At 44.8% G+C, this 21,140-nt stretch carries 16 protein-coding genes, 15 tRNA genes and 3 rRNA genes; 4 read left to right on the forward strand and 30 right to left on the reverse strand.

The annotated features are described in order from the left end of the window. Nucleotides 1–377: 377 nt before the first annotated feature. The 20 genes from HUS26_RS10465 to HUS26_RS10560 form a co-directional block, all read right to left on the reverse strand. A complete protein-coding gene (locus HUS26_RS10465; protein WP_173917109.1) occupies nucleotides 378–974 on the reverse strand; it encodes a hypothetical protein in 597 nt (198 codons plus the stop codon). A 336-nt stretch (nucleotides 975–1,310) separates the two neighbouring features. Beyond that, nucleotides 1,311–1,392: transfer RNA gene (locus HUS26_RS10470), tRNA-Leu, on the reverse strand. Between the two features lie 4 nt (nucleotides 1,393–1,396). Continuing rightward, nucleotides 1,397–1,470: transfer RNA gene (locus HUS26_RS10475), tRNA-Cys, on the reverse strand. A gap of 55 nt (nucleotides 1,471–1,525) precedes the next feature. Further along, nucleotides 1,526–1,597, reverse strand: a tRNA-Gly gene (locus HUS26_RS10480). 4 nt (nucleotides 1,598–1,601) lie between these two features. Beyond that, a tRNA-Gln gene (locus HUS26_RS10485) sits at nucleotides 1,602–1,676 on the reverse strand. A 19-nt stretch (nucleotides 1,677–1,695) separates the two neighbouring features. Beyond that, nucleotides 1,696–1,771: transfer RNA gene (locus tag HUS26_RS10490), tRNA-His, on the reverse strand. 11 nt (nucleotides 1,772–1,782) lie between these two features. Beyond that, a tRNA-Trp gene (locus HUS26_RS10495) sits at nucleotides 1,783–1,853 on the reverse strand. Nucleotides 1,854–1,874: 21 nt separating this feature from the next. Continuing rightward, nucleotides 1,875–1,960, reverse strand: a tRNA-Tyr gene (locus tag HUS26_RS10500). Between the two features lie 10 nt (nucleotides 1,961–1,970). Beyond that, nucleotides 1,971–2,046 (reverse strand) — tRNA-Thr (locus HUS26_RS10505). An 11-nt stretch (nucleotides 2,047–2,057) separates the two neighbouring features. Next, nucleotides 2,058–2,133, reverse strand: a tRNA-Phe gene (locus HUS26_RS10510). 62 nt (nucleotides 2,134–2,195) lie between these two features. Continuing rightward, nucleotides 2,196–2,272 (reverse strand) — tRNA-Asp (locus HUS26_RS10515). 13 nt (nucleotides 2,273–2,285) lie between these two features. Beyond that, nucleotides 2,286–2,362 (reverse strand) — tRNA-Met (locus HUS26_RS10520). Nucleotides 2,363–2,398: 36 nt separating this feature from the next. Continuing rightward, nucleotides 2,399–2,474, reverse strand: a tRNA-Val gene (locus HUS26_RS10525). Nucleotides 2,475–2,480: 6 nt separating this feature from the next. Continuing rightward, a tRNA-Glu gene (locus HUS26_RS10530) sits at nucleotides 2,481–2,555 on the reverse strand. 17 nt (nucleotides 2,556–2,572) lie between these two features. After that, nucleotides 2,573–2,665 (reverse strand) — tRNA-Ser (locus HUS26_RS10535). Nucleotides 2,666–2,669: 4 nt separating this feature from the next. After that, nucleotides 2,670–2,744, reverse strand: a tRNA-Asn gene (locus tag HUS26_RS10540). 9 nt (nucleotides 2,745–2,753) lie between these two features. Beyond that, nucleotides 2,754–2,867, reverse strand: a 5S ribosomal RNA gene (gene rrf / locus HUS26_RS10545). Nucleotides 2,868–3,037: 170 nt separating this feature from the next. Then, a 23S ribosomal RNA gene (locus HUS26_RS10550) occupies nucleotides 3,038–5,959 on the reverse strand. Nucleotides 5,960–6,128: 169 nt separating this feature from the next. Continuing rightward, nucleotides 6,129–7,697 (reverse strand): 16S ribosomal RNA (locus tag HUS26_RS10555). The 16S, 23S and 5S rRNA genes sit together here with 15 tRNA genes alongside, the layout of an rRNA operon. A 338-nt stretch (nucleotides 7,698–8,035) precedes the next feature. After that, nucleotides 8,036–8,908 carry a nucleotidyltransferase-like protein gene (locus HUS26_RS10560; protein WP_173917110.1) on the reverse strand — a complete coding sequence of 291 codons (873 nt, stop codon included), beginning with the start codon at nucleotides 8,906–8,908 and terminating at the stop codon, nucleotides 8,036–8,038. Nucleotides 8,909–9,040: 132 nt separating this feature from the next. On the opposite strand from HUS26_RS10560, the gene HUS26_RS10565 reads away from it, so the two are divergent. Then, on the forward strand, nucleotides 9,041–9,418 hold the full coding sequence (locus tag HUS26_RS10565; protein WP_173917111.1) for a YgzB family protein: 378 nt from the start codon (nucleotides 9,041–9,043) through the stop codon (nucleotides 9,416–9,418). Between the two features lie 142 nt (nucleotides 9,419–9,560). Here HUS26_RS10565 and perR read toward each other — a convergent pair whose 3' ends face one another. The 5 genes from perR to HUS26_RS10590 form a co-directional block, all read right to left on the reverse strand. Next, complete coding sequence (gene perR, locus HUS26_RS10570) at nucleotides 9,561–10,004, reverse strand: peroxide-responsive transcriptional repressor PerR (RefSeq protein WP_173917112.1); 444 nt, start codon at nucleotides 10,002–10,004, stop codon at nucleotides 9,561–9,563. A 112-nt stretch (nucleotides 10,005–10,116) separates the two neighbouring features. Next, complete coding sequence (locus HUS26_RS10575) at nucleotides 10,117–10,671, reverse strand: cob(I)yrinic acid a,c-diamide adenosyltransferase (protein WP_173917113.1); 555 nt, start codon at nucleotides 10,669–10,671, stop codon at nucleotides 10,117–10,119. 4 nt (nucleotides 10,672–10,675) lie between these two features. Continuing rightward, nucleotides 10,676–11,626 carry a D-2-hydroxyacid dehydrogenase gene (locus HUS26_RS10580; RefSeq protein WP_173917114.1) on the reverse strand — a complete coding sequence of 317 codons (951 nt, stop codon included), beginning with the start codon at nucleotides 11,624–11,626 and terminating at the stop codon, nucleotides 10,676–10,678. A gap of 138 nt (nucleotides 11,627–11,764) precedes the next feature. After that, a complete protein-coding gene (bcp, locus tag HUS26_RS10585; RefSeq protein ID WP_173917115.1) occupies nucleotides 11,765–12,235 on the reverse strand; it encodes a thioredoxin-dependent thiol peroxidase in 471 nt (156 codons plus the stop codon). A gap of 69 nt (nucleotides 12,236–12,304) precedes the next feature. Continuing rightward, complete coding sequence (locus HUS26_RS10590; RefSeq protein WP_173917116.1) at nucleotides 12,305–12,706, reverse strand: two pore domain potassium channel family protein; 402 nt, start codon at nucleotides 12,704–12,706, stop codon at nucleotides 12,305–12,307. 220 nt (nucleotides 12,707–12,926) lie between these two features. Between HUS26_RS10590 and HUS26_RS10595 the strand changes: the two genes are divergently transcribed. Next, a complete protein-coding gene (locus HUS26_RS10595; protein ID WP_254434173.1) occupies nucleotides 12,927–14,225 on the forward strand; it encodes a glutamate-1-semialdehyde 2,1-aminomutase in 1,299 nt (432 codons plus the stop codon). A 129-nt stretch (nucleotides 14,226–14,354) separates the two neighbouring features. Beyond that, entirely contained in the window at nucleotides 14,355–15,422 is a 1,068-nt protein-coding gene (locus HUS26_RS10600; protein ID WP_173917118.1) for an aromatic acid exporter family protein, read from the forward strand. Nucleotides 15,423–15,559: 137 nt separating this feature from the next. On the opposite strand, the gene HUS26_RS10605 is transcribed toward HUS26_RS10600, so the two are convergent. The 4 genes from HUS26_RS10605 to HUS26_RS10620 form a co-directional block, all read right to left on the reverse strand. Next, on the reverse strand, nucleotides 15,560–17,332 hold the full coding sequence (locus HUS26_RS10605; protein WP_254434174.1) for an ABC transporter ATP-binding protein: 1,773 nt from the start codon (nucleotides 17,330–17,332) through the stop codon (nucleotides 15,560–15,562). 61 nt (nucleotides 17,333–17,393) lie between these two features. After that, nucleotides 17,394–17,921, reverse strand: coding sequence for a DUF402 domain-containing protein (locus HUS26_RS10610; RefSeq protein WP_173917120.1), 528 nt, complete (start codon nucleotides 17,919–17,921; stop codon nucleotides 17,394–17,396). Nucleotides 17,922–18,095: 174 nt separating this feature from the next. Beyond that, complete coding sequence (locus HUS26_RS10615; protein ID WP_173917121.1) at nucleotides 18,096–18,290, reverse strand: gamma-type small acid-soluble spore protein; 195 nt, start codon at nucleotides 18,288–18,290, stop codon at nucleotides 18,096–18,098. 141 nt (nucleotides 18,291–18,431) lie between these two features. Further along, the gene (locus HUS26_RS10620; protein WP_173917122.1) at nucleotides 18,432–19,493 is read right to left on the reverse strand and encodes a LysM peptidoglycan-binding domain-containing protein; all 1,062 of its coding nucleotides are present in this window, start codon (nucleotides 19,491–19,493) and stop codon (nucleotides 18,432–18,434) included. A 335-nt stretch (nucleotides 19,494–19,828) separates the two neighbouring features. Between HUS26_RS10620 and HUS26_RS10625 the strand changes: the two genes are divergently transcribed. Further along, a complete protein-coding gene (locus tag HUS26_RS10625; protein ID WP_173917123.1) occupies nucleotides 19,829–20,038 on the forward strand; it encodes a cytosolic protein in 210 nt (69 codons plus the stop codon). A 9-nt stretch (nucleotides 20,039–20,047) separates the two neighbouring features. Here the strand turns inward: HUS26_RS10625 and mutY are convergent, their stop codons facing one another. Further along, on the reverse strand, nucleotides 20,048–21,136 hold the full coding sequence (mutY, locus tag HUS26_RS10630; protein WP_173917124.1) for an A/G-specific adenine glycosylase: 1,089 nt from the start codon (nucleotides 21,134–21,136) through the stop codon (nucleotides 20,048–20,050). Nucleotides 21,137–21,140: the final 4 nt, after the last annotated feature.

Consider the following 21,140-nt stretch of genomic DNA (forward strand, 5'->3'; position numbering starts at 1 on the left):
AGATTATTCTGAAAAATACTAACCAGTGCTTAGATTATCATAACAGGAAAAGCTCTTCAACCTTTAATAGGCTGATAATCATAAGCAGGAAAGATAGGCTATTACCACTTACTTAAGCGCTTACCATATAATAGAGGATTACCAGTAAATTACTAATACAAAAAGCCTTCAACATCGCGTTGAAAGCTTTAAGTAATCGTTCACCAATATTGTTATACACAGCTGAAAATAGATCAATTTACTAAAAATTTATAGTGGATACAACTCTGAAATCAGTGGAATTAGAATGAGATACCTCTAAGGTATAGTGGAGCTTAAATAGGTTTAGTTGAGCTTTTAACAAAGACTTTAAACAGCTTGGCTGGCAGGGCAAACACTTATCCTAACAATGAATTAATCTGATCTAATAATGAATTTAACAGCCCGGATACTTCATCAAAAAGACCGGTTAGAAAACCATTACCATCAAGAAGACCAGCAACGGCACATAACAGGTTTCCAAGAAGGTTCCCAGGCCCCGGAACAGCTGTAAGGTCTAGATTGATTTCTGACAGGTCAAGTTGCAGGCCAAGTAAATCGAGGAAAATAGGGCCCAGATCAAGATTTAAGAGGTCACATTCTTCTTGTGCTAGAGCAGCAGCTTGCATAGTATCACCGCTCATATCTTCAGTTAAAGTGGCAGGTACGCTTTCGAAGGTTTCTTTTACATCAGTGGTGGTACCATCTGCTGAGACAGCCTCACCTTTAACAACTCCGCTCATTAATAACCCTTCTTCTTCATCATAAGAAAGGTTATCAACGGTAACCATTCCTTTAAAAGTTCTGCCATCTTCAAGATCACCTGTGACCTTCATGTTCTTAAGCAGCTTTGATCCTGTGGTAGATGGAGAGGCAGCCATCGTGTTAACAGGGGCAAGAACAAACGTACTTACTAAAGCAATCACCAGGGCTGCAACAAGAGACTTTAATTTCATTTGGTATCCTCCTCATTTTTGTAAGCGCTCTCAAAAGTTAACTCACTTGCCAGCCGTAAATTGTTTTCCCTTGAAACCTCAGGTAAAACTGATTATCTTTCTTTTTATAAAAAATGATTACATACCACTAGTATCAAGAAGGAAATTGTCGAGAATTAAACTAATATGACCTGCGCCCTTAGTTGTATTTGTAGTGCTTTAAAGCTTTTACGAATAAAGGTGGTAATACAAAGTAACAGTGAGCGCTTTGGACTCTTGATGATTATTTTATAAAACAAAAAGACGCTTCTACAAAATAGAAACGTCTAGGTTTTTTTATTATAATTTTCGTTTAAGTACCGGTGGTCGGGGTCGAACCGACACTCCGTGAGGAACACGATTTTGAGTCGTGCGCGTCTGCCAATTCCGCCACACCGGCATATTGGAGGCGGCAACCGGAATCGAACCGGTGATAAAGGAGTTGCAGTCCTCTGCCTTACCGCTTGGCTATGCCGCCACTAATTGAATAATATATTATATTCTTCGATGTAGCAATTATGAAGCTTTTCAAGAGCGAGAGACGGGATTCGAACCCGCGACCCCCACCTTGGCAAGGTGGTGTTCTACCACTGAACTACTCTCGCATAATGGCTGGGCCAGCTGGATTCGAACCAGCGCATGACGGTACCAAAAACCGTTGCCTTACCGCTTGGCTATGGCCCAACATTTTTAGATAAAAAAATGGGGCGGCTGATGGGAATCGAACCCACGAATGCCGGAACCACAATCCGGTGCGTTAACCACTTCGCCACAACCGCCATAATGAAAGCAGGGGTAGTAGGAATCGAACCCACATTGACGGTTTTGGAGACCGTAGTTTTACCATTAAACTATACCCCTATTTGAATAATAAAATTAAAATGGTGGAGGGAGTAGGACTCGAACCTACGAACCCGATGGGAGCGGATTTACAGTCCGCCGCGTTTGGCCAACTTCGCTATCCCTCCACGTTAAAAGTGGTGCCGGCCAGAGGACTTGAACCCCCAACCTACTGATTACAAGTCAGTTGCTCTACCAATTGAGCTAGGCCGGCTAGTCAAAAAATGGTGGCTCGGGACGGAATCGAACCGCCGACACACGGATTTTCAGTCCGTTGCTCTACCGACTGAGCTACCGAGCCAGACAAATGATAGTTTATCATTTTCAAATATTGAACTAGCTTATGTATAATAATGTAATCAGTGGCGGTCCGGACGGGACTCGAACCCGCGACCTCCTGCGTGACAGGCAGGCATTCTAACCAACTGAACTACCGGACCAATATAAATAATTTGGTTGCGGGGGCAGGATTTGAACCTGCGACCTCCGGGTTATGAGCCCGACGAGCTACCGAACTGCTCTACCCCGCGATATTGTGGGAAATTATATTCCCATTAGATTTTCAATGGTGGAGGATGCAGGGCTCGAACCTGCGACCCCTTGCTTGTAAGGCAAGTGCTCTCCCAGCTGAGCTAATCCTCCAGGAAGTGGTGACCCGTACGGGATTCGAACCCGTGTTACCGCCGTGAAAGGGCGGTGTCTTAACCACTTGACCAACGGGCCAAACGTTATGATGTTAATGGCGGAGAGCGAGGGATTCGAACCCTCGAAACCGCGTGAACGGTTTACACGAATTCCAATCGTGCTCCTTCGGCCAGCTCGGACAGCTCTCCGTAATGGCTCCACAGGTAGGATTCGAACCTACGACCGATCGGTTAACAGCCGATTGCTCTACCACTGAGCTACTGTGGAATAATATCAACCTGGCGACGTCCTACTCTCACGGGGGTATACCCGACTACCATCGGCGCTGAAGAGCTTAACTACTGTGTTCGGCATGGGAACAGGTGTGACCTCTTCGCTATCGTCACCAGATCTATTGATCTGTTTCTTTTTTAGGGACAAGATATATTATATTGTCCTTTTGAGAAAATATCAAGGGTTATTTTAAAACTTTTTAGTAAACCCTCAAAACTGGATAAGACTGATGGAATCAAACCAAGGAATGTCTAGCGGCAACGCCTAAGCGTTTTCGCTTTTCTTTTAAAGTTAAGTCATCGATTGATTAGTATCCGTCAGCTCCACGTGTCACCACGCGTCCACCTCGGACCTATCGACCTCATCGTCTCTGAGGAATCTTACTAACTTATTGTTAGGGGAAATCTCATCTCAAGGGGGGCTTCATGCTTAGATGCTTTCAGCACTTATCCCGTCCACACGTAGCTACCCAGCGATGCTCCTGGCGGAACAACTGGTACACCAGCGGTGTGTCCATCCCGGTCCTCTCGTACTAAGGACAGCTCCTTTCAGATTTCCAACGCCCACGACGGATAGGGACCGAACTGTCTCACGACGTTCTGAACCCAGCTCGCGTACCGCTTTAATGGGCGAACAGCCCAACCCTTGGGACCGACTACAGCCCCAGGATGCGATGAGCCGACATCGAGGTGCCAAACCTCCCCGTCGATGTGGACTCTTGGGGGAGATAAGCCTGTTATCCCCGGGGTAGCTTTTATCCGTTGAGCGACGGCCCTTCCATACGGTACCGCCGGATCACTAAGCCCGACTTTCGTCCCTGCTCGACTTGTAGGTCTCGCAGTCAAGCTCCCTTGTGCCTTTACACTCTGCGAATGATTTCCAACCATTCTGAGGGAACCTTTGGGCGCCTCCGTTACTCTTTGGGAGGCGACCGCCCCAGTCAAACTGCCCACCTGACACTGTCTCCGGACCGGATCACGGTCCTGGGTTAGAATGTCCGTACAGCCAGGGTGGTATCCCACCAGCGCCTCCACCGAAGCTAGCGCTCCGGCTTCTCAGGCTCCCACCTATCCTGTACAAGCTGTACCAACATTCAATATCAGGCTACAGTAAAGCTCCACGGGGTCTTTCCGTCCTGTCGCGGGTAATGCGCATCTTCACGCATAGTATAATTTCACCGGGTCTCTCGTTGAGACAGTGCCCAAGTCGTTGCACCTTTCGTGCGGGTCGGAACTTACCCGACAAGGAATTTCGCTACCTTAGGACCGTTATAGTTACGGCCGCCGTTTACTGGGGCTTCGGTTCAACGCTTCGCTAAAAGCTAACGCATCCCCTTAACCTTCCAGCACCGGGCAGGTGTCAGCCCCTATACTTCGCCTTACGGCTTCGCAGAGACCTGTGTTTTTGGTAAACAGTCGCTTGGGCCTTTTCACTGCGGCTCCTCGGCAGAGGAGCACCCCTTCTCCCGAAGTTACGGGGTCATTTTGCCGAGTTCCTTAACGAGAGTTCTCCCGCTCACCTTAGGATTCTCTCCTCGCCTACCTGTGTTGGTTTGCGGTACGGGCGCCTCTTTCCTCACTAGAGGATTTTCTTGGCAGTGTGAAGTCCGGAGCTTCGGTACTTTATTTCCCTCCCCATCACAGCTTGACGTTGCCGGACGGATTTGCCTATCCGACCGTCTTGCTGCTTGGACGCACTCTTCCAATCGTGCGCACTCCTTATCCTCCTGCGTCCCCCCGTCGTTCAAACGGAAAGGAGGCGGTACAGGAATATCCACCTGTTGTCCATCGCCTACGCCTTTCGGCCTCGGCTTAGGTCCCGACTAACCCTGAGAGGACGAGCCTTCCTCAGGAAACCTTAGGCTTTCGGTGAAAGAGATTCTCACTCTTTTTTCGCTACTCATACCGGCATTCTCACTTCTAAGCGCTCCACCAGTCCTTACGGTCTGACTTCGCCGCCCTTAGAACGCTCTCCTACCACTGATCCATCAGGATCAATCCGCAGCTTCGGTGGTGTGTTTAGCCCCGGTATATTTTCGGCGCGGAGTCACTCGACCAGTGAGCTATTACGCACTCTTTCAATGATGGCTGCTTCTAAGCCAACATCCTGGTTGTCTAAGCAACTCCACATCCTTTTCCACTTAACACACACTTAGGGACCTTAGCTGGCGGTCTGGGCTGTTCCCCTCTCGACCATGAACCTTATCACCCATGGTCTGACTCCCAGAACAAAGTCATTGGCATTCGGAGTTTGACTGAATTCGGTAACCCGGTAGGGGCCCCTCGTCCAATCAGTGCTCTACCTCCAAGACTTTCTATTCTGAGGCTAGCCCTAAAGCTATTTCGGAGAGAACCAGCTATCTCCGTGTTCGATTGGCATTTCACCCCTACCCACACCTCATCCCCGCAATTTTCAACTTGCGTGGGTTCGGGCCTCCAGTCAGTGTTACCTGACCTTCACCCTGGACATGGGTAGATCACACGGTTTCGGGTCTACGACCGCATACTCAAATCGCCCTATTCAGACTCGCTTTCGCTGCGGCTCCGCTTCTCATCAGCTTAACCTTGCATACGGTCGTAACTCGCCGGTTCATTCTACAAAAGGCACGCCGTCACCCATGAATGGGCTCCGACTACTTGTAGGCACACGGTTTCAGGTTCTCTTTCACTCCCCTTCCGGGGTGCTTTTCACCTTTCCCTCACGGTACTGGTTCGCTATCGGTCACTAGGGAGTATTTAGCCTTGGGAGATGGTCCTCCCGGATTCCGACGGAATTCCTCGTGTTCCGCCGTACTCAGGATACACTCCGGAGGAGAAAGGATGTCGAGTACAGGGCTGTTACCCTCTATGGCGGATCTTTCCAGATCACTTCGTCTATCCTCTCTCTTGGTAACTCCAAAGGAGTGTCCTACAACCCCAGAAAGCAAGCTTTCTGGTTTGGGCTGATTCCGTTTCGCTCGCCGCTACTTGGGAAATCGCGTTTGCTTTCTCTTCCTCCGGGTAATGAGATGTTTCAGTTCCCCGGGTCTGCCTTCCATAACCTATGTATTCAGTTATGGATACTGTTCCATTACGAACAGCGGGTTTCCCCATTCGGAGATCCTGGGATCAAAGCTTACTTACAGCTCCCCCAGGCATTTCGGTGTTAGTCCCGTCCTTCATCGGCTCCTAGTGCCAAGGCATCCACCGTGCGCCCTTATTCACTTAACTTTTAAATCGTCGTGAAAAGACGTTTCTTACTTTGGTTTGATGTCTTGTCAAATCTTATCCAGTTTTCAAGGTTCACATTGAGAAGATCCTTTGATCTCTCAAAACTGAACAACCAACCATGTACGTCCTCCGAAGGAGACGGCTAAAAAGCCGTTCCTTTTATCCTTAGAAAGGAGGTGATCCAGCCGCACCTTCCGATACGGCTACCTTGTTACGACTTCACCCCAATCATTGGCCCCACCTTCGGCGGCTGGCTCCATAAAGGTTACCTCACCGACTTCGGGTGTTGCCAACTCTCGTGGTGTGACGGGCGGTGTGTACAAGGCCCGGGAACGTATTCACCGCGGCATTCTGATCCGCGATTACTAGCGATTCCGGCTTCATGCAGGCGAGTTGCAGCCTGCAATCCGAACTGAGAATGGTTTTATGGGATTTGCTACACCTCGCGGCTTCGCTGCCCTTTGTACCATCCATTGTAGCACGTGTGTAGCCCAGGTCATAAGGGGCATGATGATTTGACGTCATCCCCGCCTTCCTCCGGTTTGTCACCGGCAGTCACCTTAGAGTGCCCAACTCAATGCTGGCAACTAAGATTAGGGGTTGCGCTCGTTGCGGGACTTAACCCAACATCTCACGACACGAGCTGACGACAACCATGCACCACCTGTCACTTGGTCCCCGAAGGGAAGACCCTATCTCTAGGGTGGTCCAAGGATGTCAAGACCTGGTAAGGTTCTTCGCGTTGCTTCGAATTAAACCACATGCTCCACCGCTTGTGCGGGCCCCCGTCAATTCCTTTGAGTTTCAGCCTTGCGGCCGTACTCCCCAGGCGGAGTGCTTAATGCGTTAACTTCAGCACTAAGGGGTGGAAGCCCCCTAACACCTAGCACTCATCGTTTACGGCGTGGACTACCAGGGTATCTAATCCTGTTTGCTACCCACGCTTTCGCACCTCAGCGTCAGAAACAGACCAGAGAGTCGCCTTCGCCACTGGTGTTCCTCCACATATCTACGCATTTCACCGCTACACGTGGAATTCCACTCTCCTCTTCTGTCCTCAAGTTCCCCAGTTTCCAATGACCCTCCACGGTTGAGCCGTGGGCTTTCACATCAGACTTAAGGAACCGCCTGCGCGCGCTTTACGCCCAATAATTCCGGACAACGCTTGCCCCCTACGTATTACCGCGGCTGCTGGCACGTAGTTAGCCGGGGCTTTCTCGCGAGGTACCGTCAAGGTACCGCTCTATTCGCACGGTACTTGTTCTTCCCTCGCAACAGAACTTTACGATCCGAAGACCTTCATCGTTCACGCGGCGTTGCTCCGTCAGACTTTCGTCCATTGCGGAAGATTCCCTACTGCTGCCTCCCGTAGGAGTCTGGGCCGTGTCTCAGTCCCAGTGTGGCCGATCACCCTCTCAGGTCGGCTACGCATCGTCGCCTTGGTGAGCCGTTACCTCACCAACTAGCTAATGCGCCGCGGGCCCATCTGTAAGCGATAGCTCAGAAAGCCATCTTTTACTCTTCCCTCATGCGAGGGAGGAGATTACCCGGCATTAGCCCCGGTTTCCCGGGGTTATTCCGGTCTTACAGGCAGGTTGCCCACGTGTTACTCACCCGTCCGCCGCTCATTCCACTAACGTCACCCCCGAAGGGGATCAGTTAACTTCCTGCGCTCGACTTGCATGTATTAGGCACGCCGCCAGCGTTCGTCCTGAGCCAGGATCAAACTCTCCATAAAAGTAGTTTGACTTGCTCATTTGCACACCGAATGTGCTTGTTTGAATTCTCTCTATATAATAGAAAGAATAAATTGACGTACTGGTTGGTTCGTTCAGTTTTCAAAGATCAAAATGTCGTTTCGCTTTAAAACAGCGACTCAATTAATATACCACGATAACTTGTTTAAGTCAACAACTTTTTTCGTTTTTATAATTGAGTTTTTATCGTTTGCTGTGCCGCTCTCGATGCGACGTTTAATAATATACCACGGTCTAAAAACAATAGTCAATAGGTTTTTCAAATAAAAATCCCTTTCTTTTTAAAAACGAAGAAAGGGACTGGTCAATCCTATCATTTCTATACATTCGATAGTTTATACATACGATGATAAATAAATACACCTTTTGTATCCTGGAGTATAACTTCAACTAATTCCTTCTCTACTAAATATTCAATCATAGAAGATAAATCAAGAGCATACTCCTTGATTTCCGGATGGGTTTTTAACTCTCCAAACGACCAAGGCTCCCTTCTTTCTCCCATTAGATTCAGCAGATGCTTGGCGCTTGTTGAGGCACGGATACTAATCGCATGCTCAACAGCCAGAGTCATAAGCTGAACTCTCTTTTCGGTCGTTTCTTTACTCATTATCAGCTCTTCGTAGAATTTATAAATTTCAGGCTCGATTTTCTTCACTTGATTCCATACTGTAACTTCTGGGTGAAATCCTTTTTCGATAATGGCGAGTCGTGCCAAATAATGAAGAGAATGAACCATTCGGCTGAATGCATCCAAATGCTGACCCGCTTCAAATAAATCTTTGGATTCTGTATAGCTGCGGATCAGTTTGGCAAACTCAATCGCCTTCTTTAAATCACGGGTAGGCGTAGGAAACGATCTCAATTCTTCCTTAAGATCGCTTACGTATTCATTTCGCTCAAAAACGATAGAGCCATTGATGACCCATTCGACTGCTCTTCGATAAGAACTCGTCTCAATCCAATGCTGCAGTTTCTCTTCAGAGACGACATGCATGGCCGCCGACTTGTTTTCAAATTCATAATGCTTCACAAACCACGGATCGTCTGCCTGCTTAACAATAATGAATAAAATGACGTCAAAATTGTCTGTAACAGGGCTTATCGGTTTCGTTTTCTCTATTAACAGAATCCCCAGCGTATCCGCCTGACTGGCCCGTTCCTGGTAAATGGGCCTTAGTAGATCTTCCATTGTCGTTCCCCCATCGTGTTATTCGCTTCACTACTGTAATTCGATATAGCCAGCCAAAATCCTTTTTTGAAATATATTTTTCAAACAAAAGATGCTATACTACGTGTGTAAGCTTCGTAGGAGGGAATACGATTGGAACTACAGTATAAAAGTAAGATTAACAAAATTCGTTCCTTTGCATTCTGGCTGATTTTTCTTGGAATCGGTGTCATGTACATCGGTCTTCTATTTAAAGAAACCCCTTGGGCTATGGCCTTATTCATGATTCTTGGAATGGGCTTTGTCGGGTTAAGTACCGTCGTTTATTTCTGGATTGGAATGTTATCAACGAAAACCATTCAGATTATCTGCCCCACTTGTGAGAAACCGACCAAAATGCTCGGCCGTGTGGATGCTTGTATGCACTGCAAACAGCCTTTAACGATGGACAAGAAGCTTGAAGGCGAAGAGTTTGACGAAAAATATAATACAAAACGCTATCAGAAACAAGAAGCAAAACAAAGAACTTAAAAAGGCCCTGGCTGAATATAATCAGCAGGCCTTTTTTTATGTAAAGACTAAATGTCAGCGTTGATTCATGAAATAGGAGAGCCTGCTCGCTTTTAAGCGGCCTCATATAAAATAAAAAAACAGAAAGCTTTATGCTTTCTGTTTAATGAGCAGCTTTTGTCTTACATTCTGAACATGTCCCGTACACTTCCATGCGATGATGACTAACTGTAAATCCAGTCACCTGTTCAGCTAATGATTCCACTTCATTTAAGCTTGGATAGTGAAAATCTACAATCTTGCCGCATGATTCACAAATCGCATGATAATGATCAGAAGTATTGCAATCGAAACGGCTGGATGAATCACCATAAGTGAGTTCTCTGACTAGACCAATTTCTTTAAATACGCGCAGGTTGTTGTACACCGTTGCTACGCTCATATTAGGAAACTTACTTTCCAGCGCCTTATAAATATCATCAGCTGTCGGGTGAGTCATAGCATTTAGTAGGTATTCAAGCACCGCATGACGTTGTGGTGTAATTCGAACCCCAGAATCTTTTAACGTATCAATGGCTTCTTGAAGTCGATGATCTGACACCGCCATGCACCTCGCTTTCCTATAAACTAATCGTTGATTTAGAGTATTATTAAATTAGAATCCTTATAATTAGTTTAACCTCTTATTAAAGAAATTGTCAATCAAAGTCTCAAGCGGCTTATACATCCGGGTGCAGCGGCCACTCCTGTCCACCGAGCTGCTGGTTGACATACCGCGCCGCTACAAAGAGCAGGTCAGAAAGACGGTTTAAATAAGAAACGACTAGAGGGTTAACTTCATCCTCAAGAGCTACCGCACAGCGTTCGGCTCTTCTAACAATGGTTCTTGCCATATGAAAGCCGGCAGAAGCTTCATGCCCTGATGGCAGGATAAAATTTTTCAACGGAGTCAAGTGCTCATCCCATTGGTCGATAAAGTTTTCTAATTCATCGATATGTTCTTTCTTAAGCTGCCAGGTCACATCTTTTCCTTTCGGAGTAGCCAATTCCGCTCCCACATGAAATAAGATCGTCTGGATTTTTTGCATTGCTGATAGAAAAGCCTCTTTTCCTTCCCAGTCTTCTTTCAACAAATGACTTAAAGCTACTCCAATAGAAGAATTTGCCTCATCACATGTACCATACGCTTCTACCCGTTTATCATTCTTAGGGACTCTCGCTCCATAGATTAATGATGTTTCGCCTTTATCTCCAGATCTAGTGTAGATTCGCATCTTACTAATACCCCCTTTTTGGATCAATAACGTTTTCCATAGCTTCATTAGATAAATATGCAGTCAAGTTTCTTTCAAAAACTTCAAACGCCCTTGGCAAATATTGCGGAGAAATCCCTGACAGGTGAGGCGTAACGGTGACGTTTTCTTCCTCCCAGAACGGGTGATCTTCAGGAAGCGGCTCTTCTTCAAAGACATCGAGTACCGCGTGGGCAATGAATCCTTCCCTGACAGCTTCAAGCACAGCTTTTGACTTCACGAGGTCTCCTCTCCCCATATTTAAAAATACAGCATGCTCAGCCATCATCTTAAAATGCTGTTTCTGCAGCATATAGCTCGTTTCAGGTGTACTAGGCAGCACAGCCACACAATAGTCAGCGTGCGACAGGGCGCGATCAAATTCTTCTACTGTATAAACCTCATCAAAATGCGGCTGATCACTTCCCGACCTGGACACCCCAATGGTTTTCATTTGAAAGGCCTTCGCCAGCCTCGCTGTTTCCTGGGCAATGGCTCCTGTTCCTAAACACACTAACGTCTGGTGATTGAGCTCGGTCATCGGCACGCGCCGATCCCACTTATGATCCCGCTCCCGCTGCCAGAGAGTTTTTGCATTTCGTGAAACCTGAAGCAGCATAGAAATGGCGTATTCCGCCATCGGCTTAGCGTGGATGCCTCTTACATTGGTTACAAGGATGTTTTGTTCTTCGATCTTTTTAAAAGGCATCCGGTCCATTCCAGCTGAGAGGACCATGATCCAGCGGAGGTTTTCTGCTTTTTCGATGCGTTCATTAGTTAAATCTTCCCCATATGTAAGAAACACATCAGCTTTAGGCAGGTGCTGTTCTGCTTCTTCAATTCCATGACAGAAAGCAAATTCAACGTCTCCAAATTTCTCCAGAAAACTCTGTTTAATTTCTTCCGGCACTCGCTTGATAGCGGAAAGTATATACATGATGTTCCCCCCTTTATTTCCTTTCCTTTATTATGGGCGGAACCTTCTCGAAATGGCAAGAGAGAATCCCTGATTTCCAATCCCCAAAAAAAATAAACTAAAAACCGCGGCAAAGTTCCCTTTACCACGGTTTTTCATTTAGGATAAGTTTTCACGAATGTATTCCAAGGCTGCTTCCACGTGGCCTTTTACTTTGACTTTACGATATTCTTCGGCGAGATTTCCTTCTTTATCAATAATGAAAGTGGAACGCTCAATGCCGTAATATTCCTTGCCAAAGTTCTTCTTCAGCTTCCATACGCCAAATTCTTCAGCCACCTTATGGTCCTCATCGGCCAGCAGCAGAAATGGAAGATCGTGTTTATCAATGAATTTTTCATGGCTTTCCACCGGATCCGGGCTGACCCCAAGAATGACAGCATCTACATCTTCAAAGCTTTCATGATGATCACGGAAATCACACGCTTCTGTTGTGCATCCCGGTGTCATATCTTTTGGATAAAAATAAAGGACTACGTTCTTCCCTTGATAATCGGAAAGCTTTACGGTTTCTCCATTGTTAGCTTTAAGTTCAAAACCTGGTGCTTTCTGTCCTACTTCAACTGTCATGCTAAAATCCCTCCTAGAAAAGTATCTATGACTAGACTACCTTATCTAAAAGGAAACTTCCAATGTCAGCTATTTAGAGCTCTGCCACACCTTCGCGACTAAAGCGGCAGGAATCGTGTAGCCAATCACCGCTTCACAAAGTGCAATCCAGCGTCCCACCCCTATTGGCATCATATCTCCATAGCCGACAGTAAAGAGTGTCACCCCGCTGAAATAAATCCCTTTCTCCACTTCATTTACCCAGGAATATGAGTAGTGATAAAGCGATCTGGCAAACACTTCGACTCCCTGCATCGAAAGCGTCGCATAAATAAGTCCAAAACCTATCGTCACAATTGTATAGAGAAGGACGAGCGTCATAAAGATTTGATATGAAAACATGTGATGGTCTATTTCTAAAGAAGTAAACAACTGTCTAATACTGCCTATTATTAAAACTAAGCTGAGAAAAGTTACCGTTAAACTTAACATATTTAAGCACGCCCTTTTCAAAAAGTAGACAGGCTTATTCCTTTTTTATGCGGAAACATCGTTATTTATGCTTGTCCTCAATCAGCGTACCTGGTACCGAAAACTTTTTTTCTTTTTTCTCTCTGTACCTGGTACCGAAAAAGAGATTGAAGGTACCTGGTACTGAAAAACCTCAAAATGCTACAATAGGAAATGAATGCAATTTTGGGAGGAATTTGAGTTGAATTTTACGCAATCAGAATTATTATATGATGAAGCACAAAAACATATCGTAGGTGGAGTGAACTCTCCTTCACGGGCATACAAAGGAGTCGGCGGTGGAACGCCTGTTTATATGGAGCGTGGCGAAGGAGCTTACTTTTATGACGTCGACGGCCAGAAATACATCGATTACTTAGGAGCTTACGGTCCGATTATTACCGGCCATGCCCATCCGCATATTACAGAAGCCATTACTAAGGCGGCACAAAACGGGGTTCTTTACGGAACTCCGACAGTTCTTGAAAACCGTTTTGCCAAAATGTTAAAAGACGCCATTCCTTCACTCGATAAAGTGAGGTTTGTCAATTCAGGCACCGAAGCTGTGATGACCACAATCCGAGTGGCACGAGCGTATACAGGAAGAAATAAAATTATAAAGTTTGCCGGCTGCTACCACGGCCACTCTGATTTAGTACTCGTTGCGGCAGGATCCGGACCTTCTACATTAGGCACACCTGACTCGGCGGGCGTTCCTGCTTCCATCGCTCAGGACGTTATTACTGTCCCTTTTAACGATATTGAACCTTTTAAAGAAGCACTGCGCCGCTATGGTGATGAAATTGCCGGTATATTAGTGGAACCAATTGTTGGTAACTTCGGGATTGTTGAACCGAAAGAGCATTTCTTACAACAAGTAAACGACTTGGCTCACGAAGCCGGTGCCTTAGTCATTTATGATGAAGTCATCACTGCTTTCCGTTTCACTTATGGAAGTGCACAGCAGCTGCTCGGCATCGAACCCGACATGACAGCGATGGGCAAAATCATCGGTGGCGGCCTTCCGATCGGTGCTTATGGCGGCAGAACAGACATCATGGAACAGGTGGCACCGCTTGGTCCCGCTTATCAAGCCGGAACGATGGCCGGAAACCCAGCTTCTATGTCTGCAGGTATTGCGTGCCTTGAAGTCCTTAGAGAAGAGGGCGTATACGAAAAAATGGACCGGTTAGGCGCCATGTTAGAAAAAGGAATTTTAAAATCTGCAGAAAAACATAAGATCACTGTCACAGTTAACCGCCTAAAAGGGGCGTTAACCGTGTACTTTACCGAAGAGAAGGTTGAAAACTATGAGCAGGCCGAGAATACAAATGGTGAACAATTCGCCCGCTTCTTTAAGCTCATGCTGAACCAGGGCATCAACCTGGCTCCTTCTAAATATGAAGCGTGGTTCCTTACCACTGCCCATAAGGAAGAAGATATTAAACAGACATTAGAAGCAGTAGACCAATCCTTCAAGCAAATGAGTGAAGAAGGGTAATTCACTATGTCCTCAGCTTAACCGCTAAGCTGAGGACTTTTAAGAAGTAATCGGGGTAAAAGGTTAACCTATAGCCTGATATGATTTTATATAATAGAAAAGAACTTTTGTCAAAAAGGATGATATGCCATGAAACTTGGAGCCCGGATGATGAAAACGGGATTAGCGGCAGCCGTCGCTCTTTACATAGCGAGCCTGTTCGGATTTTTCAGCCCGTTACTTGCAGCTATTGCCGCTGTCTTTTCAATTCAGCCTTCCATTTATCGATCCTACCAATCGATCGTTGAGCAGATTCAAGGGAACATTATTGGAGCCGTCATCGCGGTTATTGCCGTTTTCACTTTAGGGAATGACCCGTTTATCGTCGCATTTGCCATCATTATCGTTATCGGTGTTACGATGAACCTGAAAATGAACGAAAACACTATCTCCCTGGCAGCGGTCGCCGTTATTGCCCTGATGGACTCGACAGACCAGACTTTTATTTACTTTGCAGCTTCCCGTTTGAGCTCACTGCTTTTAGGGATACTTGCTGCCTTTATTGTTAATTTAGTATTTCTGCCGCCGCGTTATGAAACGAGGTTGTTTTCAAAAGTAGACAGTGCCACAAATGATATCCTGCAGTGGTTAAGAGTAACGACGCGTCAGCTATCTGATGAGCCTGCATTAAAATATGAAATTACACGGATTCAGGATAATATCCGTTGGCTGGACCATACGTACCTGCTTTATTCAGAGGAGCGGACTTATTTTAAAGGAGCACGCTTTTCAAAAGGCCGGAAGCTCGTACTTTTCCGCCAGCTGATTACTACAACAAAGAAATCGTTCGATGTGCTAAAAGCTTTTCACCGGCTTGAGCATAAGATCGAACAAATCCCCCTTGACTTTCAGGATACGTTAGTTAAAGAGCTTGATAAACTGATCAACGCTCACGAAAAGCTTCTTCTCAGCCTAAAAGGCCGAATTAAACAAACGCACAGACAGTCGTTACGGCAGATTGAAGAGCCTGACATTACGCTCGTTGTTGACCAGCTGATGAAAGTGTATGAAGAAAGCAACAGCACAGATAAGCTGATTTTTCTTCCACTGGCTTCCCAGCTTATGGAATATTACGAACAGCTCGAGAAATTAAAGCGGCTGTTAAAAAGCTATCAAAAGTACCATCCCGGCACTTACATTCAAACAGCAGAGAAATAAAATGGAGTCATCCAGACTCTTTCTGGCAGCTTTTTCGGACAGATATGATCAATGGCTCTTCTTTTTACTTTATAGGTAAATCAAAAAAACACTTTGTTCAATAACGTAAAAAAAGAGGCCATCTTTTGGCCTCTTTTTTACGTTCCCATATATTCCGTTGGTGTATCATCCAACTGCTGTACTTGATAAAGGTCATAATAATGTCCTTTTTGCTGAATGAGTTCCTCGTGTGTCCCCACTTCCACGATTTCCCCATTTTCAATATGAACGATGCGGCTGGCATGAGTGATCGTCGCCAAACGGTGAGCAACGATGAACGTCGTACGATCAGACGCCAATCGTTCTAAAGCATTTTGAATTAAGCTTTCACTTTCGAGATCTAAAGCAGAAGTCGCTTCATCTAAGATTAACAGCGGCGGATTTTTCAGAAAGACGCGGGCAATCGCGATTCTTTGCTTCTGTCCTCCAGAAAGCTTCACTCCACGCTCACCGACAAGGGTGTCATATCCATTAGGAAGCTCCATAATAAAATCGTGGGCGTTTGCCGCTTTGGCTGCTTCGATAACTTCTTCATCGCTGGCTTCAGGATTCCCCATTCGAATGTTCATTTCAATCGAATCACTAAATAAAATATTATCCTGCAGCACCATGCCGATTTGATCTCTGAGCGTCCGGGCCTGAACGTCTTTAATGTCCTGGCCGTCGATCGAGATCTGGCCGCTTGTGACATCATAAAACCTTGGAATCAAGCTGACCAGGGTGGATTTCCCTCCACCGCTCATCCCGACAAACGCGATAGTTTCTCCTTTTTCCACTTCCAAATTAACGTGTTTAAGAACTTCAGGGTCACCGTCTTCATATCGAAAGGAAACGTCCTTAAAGGAAACGTGGCCGTGCACTTGTTTTAGAGGGGGGGCCCCCTTTTTATCAACAATGTCATAATCTTCATCCATAAATTCAAAGACACGGTCCATGGATGCAATCGACTGTGTTAACACCGTAGCGGAGTTCACCAAACGGCGCAGCGGGCTGTACACACGGTCCATGTATCCGGTGAAAGCCACCATCGTACCGATTGTCATTGCCCCGCCGATTACTTGATATCCGGCAAAAAGTACGACAAGCAGTGGTGCTAAATCCGTTATGGTATTAGTGACAGAGTACGTATAAGCGTTCCAGTTTGTATGCTTTAAGGCTTTATCGAGAAAATTAGAGTTTCTCGTGTCAAACTGCTCTTGCTCATAATCCTCTAGAGCGAAGCTCCTCGTAACCGGTACCCCCTGAACTCGTTCATGCAAGTGGCCCTGTACTTCTGCTAAAGCTTGAGAACGATCTCTCGTCAAGCTTCTCAAACGGGCATAGAAATACTTAACCGCAAAACCGTATAATGGGAATAGAGCGATAGAAACAAGCGTAAGCCACGGATCCATCGTCAGCATAATAATTACTGCGATCACGATCGTAAACATATCGAGCCAAATGTTCATAAGTCCAGTGATAACAAACGTTTTTGTCTGTTCCACATCATGAATGACTCTTGAAATGATTTCTCCTGTTTTCGTCCTTGAATAAAATCCTAGACTCAGCCTTTGAATATGATCAAACAGCTTCCCTCGGACGTCATAAAGAATTTTACTTCCGATCCATTGGGCTAAATATTGGCGCACATATTCAATCGGCGGCCGGAGTATCAGGAATAGGAAAAACGCACCTCCCATTAAAAGAAGCAGCTGATTGATTTTTTCAGAATCAGCCATCCCTTCCGCCCCAATAATATCGTCAATTACGTATTTTATGATTAAAGGCATTAATAAAGGAATAGAAAATTTCACAAGACCTATAATTATGGTAATAATAATTTTGCCTTTGTAAGGTTTAACAAACTTGAGATACCTTTTTATACTGTCCAAATACTCCACCTCTCTCCTATAAAAAGAAGTATGCGCACTATGAGCAGTGCGCATTTACACATTACCTATACGTTAAATATCGTTCGTACCATTGATCAATGAACTCTGGCGAAAAAGGGCCCTTTCTCTGCCTTACCCAGCGTACGAGCGTTTCTACGTTGTTATACAAAATACGATCAAGCACATGGGGATAGTTCATTTGGCGTTTATGCAGCTGATACTCGTCTTCGTCTAAGAGCTTGTACGTCATATCCGGAAAAACTTTTACATCTAGATCATAATCGATGTATTTTATGATTTTGTCTTCATAAATAAATGGGGAGCTGATATTGCAATAATAATAAACCCCATCGGTCCTCAGCATTCCTATGACGTTAAACCAATGCTTTGAATGAAAATAACAGATGGCCGGCTCTCTGGTGACCCAGGATCGTCCATCGCTTTCATGAACTCTTGTCCTGTCATTTGCACCGATAATTACATTCTTTGTACCTTTTAAAACGGTAGTGCTTTCCCAAACACGATGCAATTTCCCATTATGCTTATAGCTCTGAATTTCAGTTCGAATTCCAGATTCTGGGCCGGGCATATTCCATCTCCCCTTCCCTGTTCATAACTGCTTCTTCATCTTTATCCATTATAACGGCTAACTCTCCCGAATGAAAATAAAGAGTATCTATATATGTAAGAAGCCGTCCAAATCTGGACGGCTTCCGGGAGTTTGATTCAGGCTAAAAAACTGCCTGTACAGATAAATCAAAGACTATTTGTTTTTTCTAGCCTGAGATTGTTGGTTTTGCTGACGTACTTTTTGAGCGTCAGTCTGCTGCTCAGAAGCAAATTCAGTACCATATTGGTTCTGACCTTGTTGAGCTTGTTGGTTTTGTTGTTTCACACGGTTTGCATCTGTACCAGCTTGAGTTTGCTGTTTTTGGTTTTGTTTCGGTTGTTTAGCCATTAATATCACCTCCGCAAAAATTATTGTGCGCAGGTTTACACATTTCATTCGTTTTTTATGTAATATTTTTTCCGGCTAAAAAAAATAAAAAGGCATTTCCCTTTAGAAAGGAAATGCCTTGTCCTAATATTTTCAAATGTATTAGAAGCGTTTTGCTCCAACATAACGCGGGTTCCAATAAGAGTTAGAAAATGAGCTGATTTCTACTCCACGGGAAGATCCAGCGTGGATGAATTGGTTATCTCCCACATAAATTCCAGCATGAGATGCACCGGGCTTGTATGTCTCGAAGAATACAAGGTCTCCCACTTGAAGGTTAGATTTACTTACAGAAGCTCCGCGGCTGTCAGCATACATCGATGCAACCGTACGAGGGAGATCTGTACCTGCTTTACTGAATACATACTGTAAGAAACCGCTGCAGTCGAATCCAGATGGTGAAGTTCCGCCCCATACGTATGGAGTACCAATGTGCTGCTTAGCAATTGAAATCAGATCAGAGCTTGAGCTGCTTGGAGCTTTGGATACTTTCTCATAAGATTTTTCAGATTCCGTGTTTGAACTTGAGTTATTTGAGGAACTATTATTAGAAGTTCCTTTTAGTGTTAATTCTTGACCGACATGGATAATGTGGCCGGAGATATCATTCCAGCTTTTCAGGTTAGAAACGCTGACTCCGTAGTTGCTGCCAATTTCAGAAAGAGTGTCACCAGCTTTTACAGTGTAAGAAGTCGCATTCGCATTTGAACTTGAAGAGCTGGAAGAACTTGATGATGAACTTGAAGAACTAGAGCTAGAACTGCTTGTCCCATTAATTTTAAGGGTATTCCCTGTATAAATTAAGGAAGAGCTCAAGTTGTTCCAGTCCATCAGCTTACTAACTGATACGTTATGTTTGTAAGCAATTTCAGAGAGTGTATCTCCGCTTTTAATTGTATATGTACTTGCATTTGTGCTGCCAGCGTTTGAATTAGAAGAGCTGTCTTTATTTACAACTAAGGATTGTCCTACATAGATCCAGTGGCTGTCCAAGCTATTCCATGATTTTAAATTAGCAACAGATGTATTATACTTCTGGCTTAATTCCCAAAGTGTGTCCCCTGATTTAACGTTATGAGCCTCATCGGCCATAACCGTAGTTCCCCAAAGTGATGCTCCAACAATCGTCCCAAAAATAGTAGTAGCCATTTGCTTTTTATTCATATTTTGTAACCCTCTCTTTAATAATTTTCTTTTTTTGTATAACTCTCTATTTAAAAAACGAATAATTTGTTATGTAGTAAACTGTGTCGAATAATTGGTGTTTTTTAACTCTGTTACCTATTATTCATATTTTCCTAAGGGTTGTCTACACACCTGAACCTGACATTTTGCCTATGAATCTATGAAACCCCTTGATACGACAAGCTTCACCATCTTTCGTTACAGTTAGTTTACAGTTCCGTTACAAAACCATTTTTTGTGGTTTTCCTCCTCACTATTTCCTACATATTTTTTGTTATAAAACCAATAATAACAAGGAAAAGGAGGCTTGATTAATGGATAAACAACGGGATATGGCGGAACTGACCATGATGTCGAAAAATGATTGGATGAATAATGAATTAGGTTATTATCACTATGCGTTATCGCAAATAGCTCCTTATTTGAATCAGGAAGGGGTCACTTTGTTGCGGGAAATTAACAAAGAAATAAAGCTCCGCGGTGGATTATCCACTTGCGAAGCTTCAACGGAAGAATTTTTGTAACAATACAGACTAAAGTTCGAGGTGTTTATGCACCTTTTGATGGGACACAGGAAATGGATAAGAAGTCACCAACGAAGGAGATGTGAACCTGGCATTTTCGCGATCCAGTTCTCCATTGATTACTTTGGCATGAATGACTTCCATATCCCAAATGAGGTGGGAGAAAACGTGGCGGACTCTGTCGATTGTCGGACCTAGCTCAATTTCCAGTCCATATTCTCCGAAAAACCATGAGGGGATATCAGATTTATCGACATCCGTTAAGGGAACCATTGGATACTGCCATAACGAAGCGAGCAGGCCGCTGTCAGGCCGTTTTTCAATTAATACCTCTCCTGCCTCGTTTTCAATAAATATAGCGGCAAAAGGCTGCTTCTTCTGTTTTTTCTTAGATGACTTTACAGGGCGTTCTGTTTCTATTCCCTTATGAAAGGCGCGGCATTCCGTTTGTACAGGACAAAGAAGACAGGAAGGAGATTTAGGCGTGCATACAATCGCACCTAATTCCATCAGGCCCTGGTTGAAAGAAGAAGGATCTTCTTTTGAAATTAGCTCTTCCACTAAAGCTTCAAATAAATTTCGCGTTTTAGCTTTAGCAATATCGTCATCTACATCTAATATTCTTGATAAAACTCTCATGACATTTCCATCAACCGCTGGTTCCGGCAGATCATAAGCGATACTTAAGATGGCGCCTTTTGTATAGGGGCCCACTCCTTTTAGCCGGCCTAGATTTTCCTTATCATCCGGCACTTTCCCATCATATTGTTCAACAACTTCTCTCACCGCGTTTTGCAGATTGCGGGCACGGGAATAGTATCCTAACCCTTCCCAGGCTTTGAGGACAGCCTGCTCTTCGGCCTCTGCCAAGGCTTTAGGAGTCGGAAATTGAGTCAAAAAGTTATTAAAATAAGGGATGACAGTATCAACTCTTGTCTGCTGAAGCATAATTTCTGATACCCATACCCGATATGGGTCCTGATTTTCTCTCCAGGGGAGTTCACGCTGTTCTCTTTTAAACCAGTCAATTAAAAGATCTCTAAAGGCTTGGCGATCAAAATTCTCTAAAATAATCGATACTTTATCTTGTTTGTTCATCAAA

The organism is Halobacillus sp. Marseille-Q1614, assembly GCF_902809865.1.
Taxonomy (GTDB): domain Bacteria; phylum Bacillota; class Bacilli; order Bacillales; family Halobacillaceae; genus Halobacillus_A.

Coding starts and splice junctions, on each gene's coding strand:
- HUS26_RS10465 (WP_173917109.1), bottom strand. CDS start 974: ATGAAATTAAAGTCTCTTGTTGCAGCCCTGGTGATTGCTTTAGTAAGT.
- HUS26_RS10560 (WP_173917110.1), bottom strand. CDS start 8,908: ATGGAAGATCTACTAAGGCCCATTTACCAGGAACGGGCCAGTCAGGCG.
- perR (WP_173917112.1), bottom strand. CDS start 10,004: ATGGCGGTGTCAGATCATCGACTTCAAGAAGCCATTGATACGTTAAAA.
- HUS26_RS10575 (WP_173917113.1), bottom strand. CDS start 10,671: ATGCGAATCTACACTAGATCTGGAGATAAAGGCGAAACATCATTAATC.
- HUS26_RS10580 (WP_173917114.1), bottom strand. CDS start 11,626: ATGTATATACTTTCCGCTATCAAGCGAGTGCCGGAAGAAATTAAACAG.
- bcp (WP_173917115.1), bottom strand. CDS start 12,235: ATGACAGTTGAAGTAGGACAGAAAGCACCAGGTTTTGAACTTAAAGCT.
- HUS26_RS10590 (WP_173917116.1), bottom strand. CDS start 12,706: ATGTTAAGTTTAACGGTAACTTTTCTCAGCTTAGTTTTAATAATAGGC.
- HUS26_RS10600 (WP_173917118.1), top strand. CDS start 14,355: ATGAAACTTGGAGCCCGGATGATGAAAACGGGATTAGCGGCAGCCGTC.
- HUS26_RS10610 (WP_173917120.1), bottom strand. CDS start 17,921: ATGCCCGGCCCAGAATCTGGAATTCGAACTGAAATTCAGAGCTATAAG.
- HUS26_RS10615 (WP_173917121.1), bottom strand. CDS start 18,290: ATGGCTAAACAACCGAAACAAAACCAAAAACAGCAAACTCAAGCTGGT.
- HUS26_RS10620 (WP_173917122.1), bottom strand. CDS start 19,493: ATGAATAAAAAGCAAATGGCTACTACTATTTTTGGGACGATTGTTGGA.
- HUS26_RS10625 (WP_173917123.1), top strand. CDS start 19,829: ATGGATAAACAACGGGATATGGCGGAACTGACCATGATGTCGAAAAAT.
- mutY (WP_173917124.1), bottom strand. CDS start 21,136: ATGAACAAACAAGATAAAGTATCGATTATTTTAGAGAATTTTGATCGC.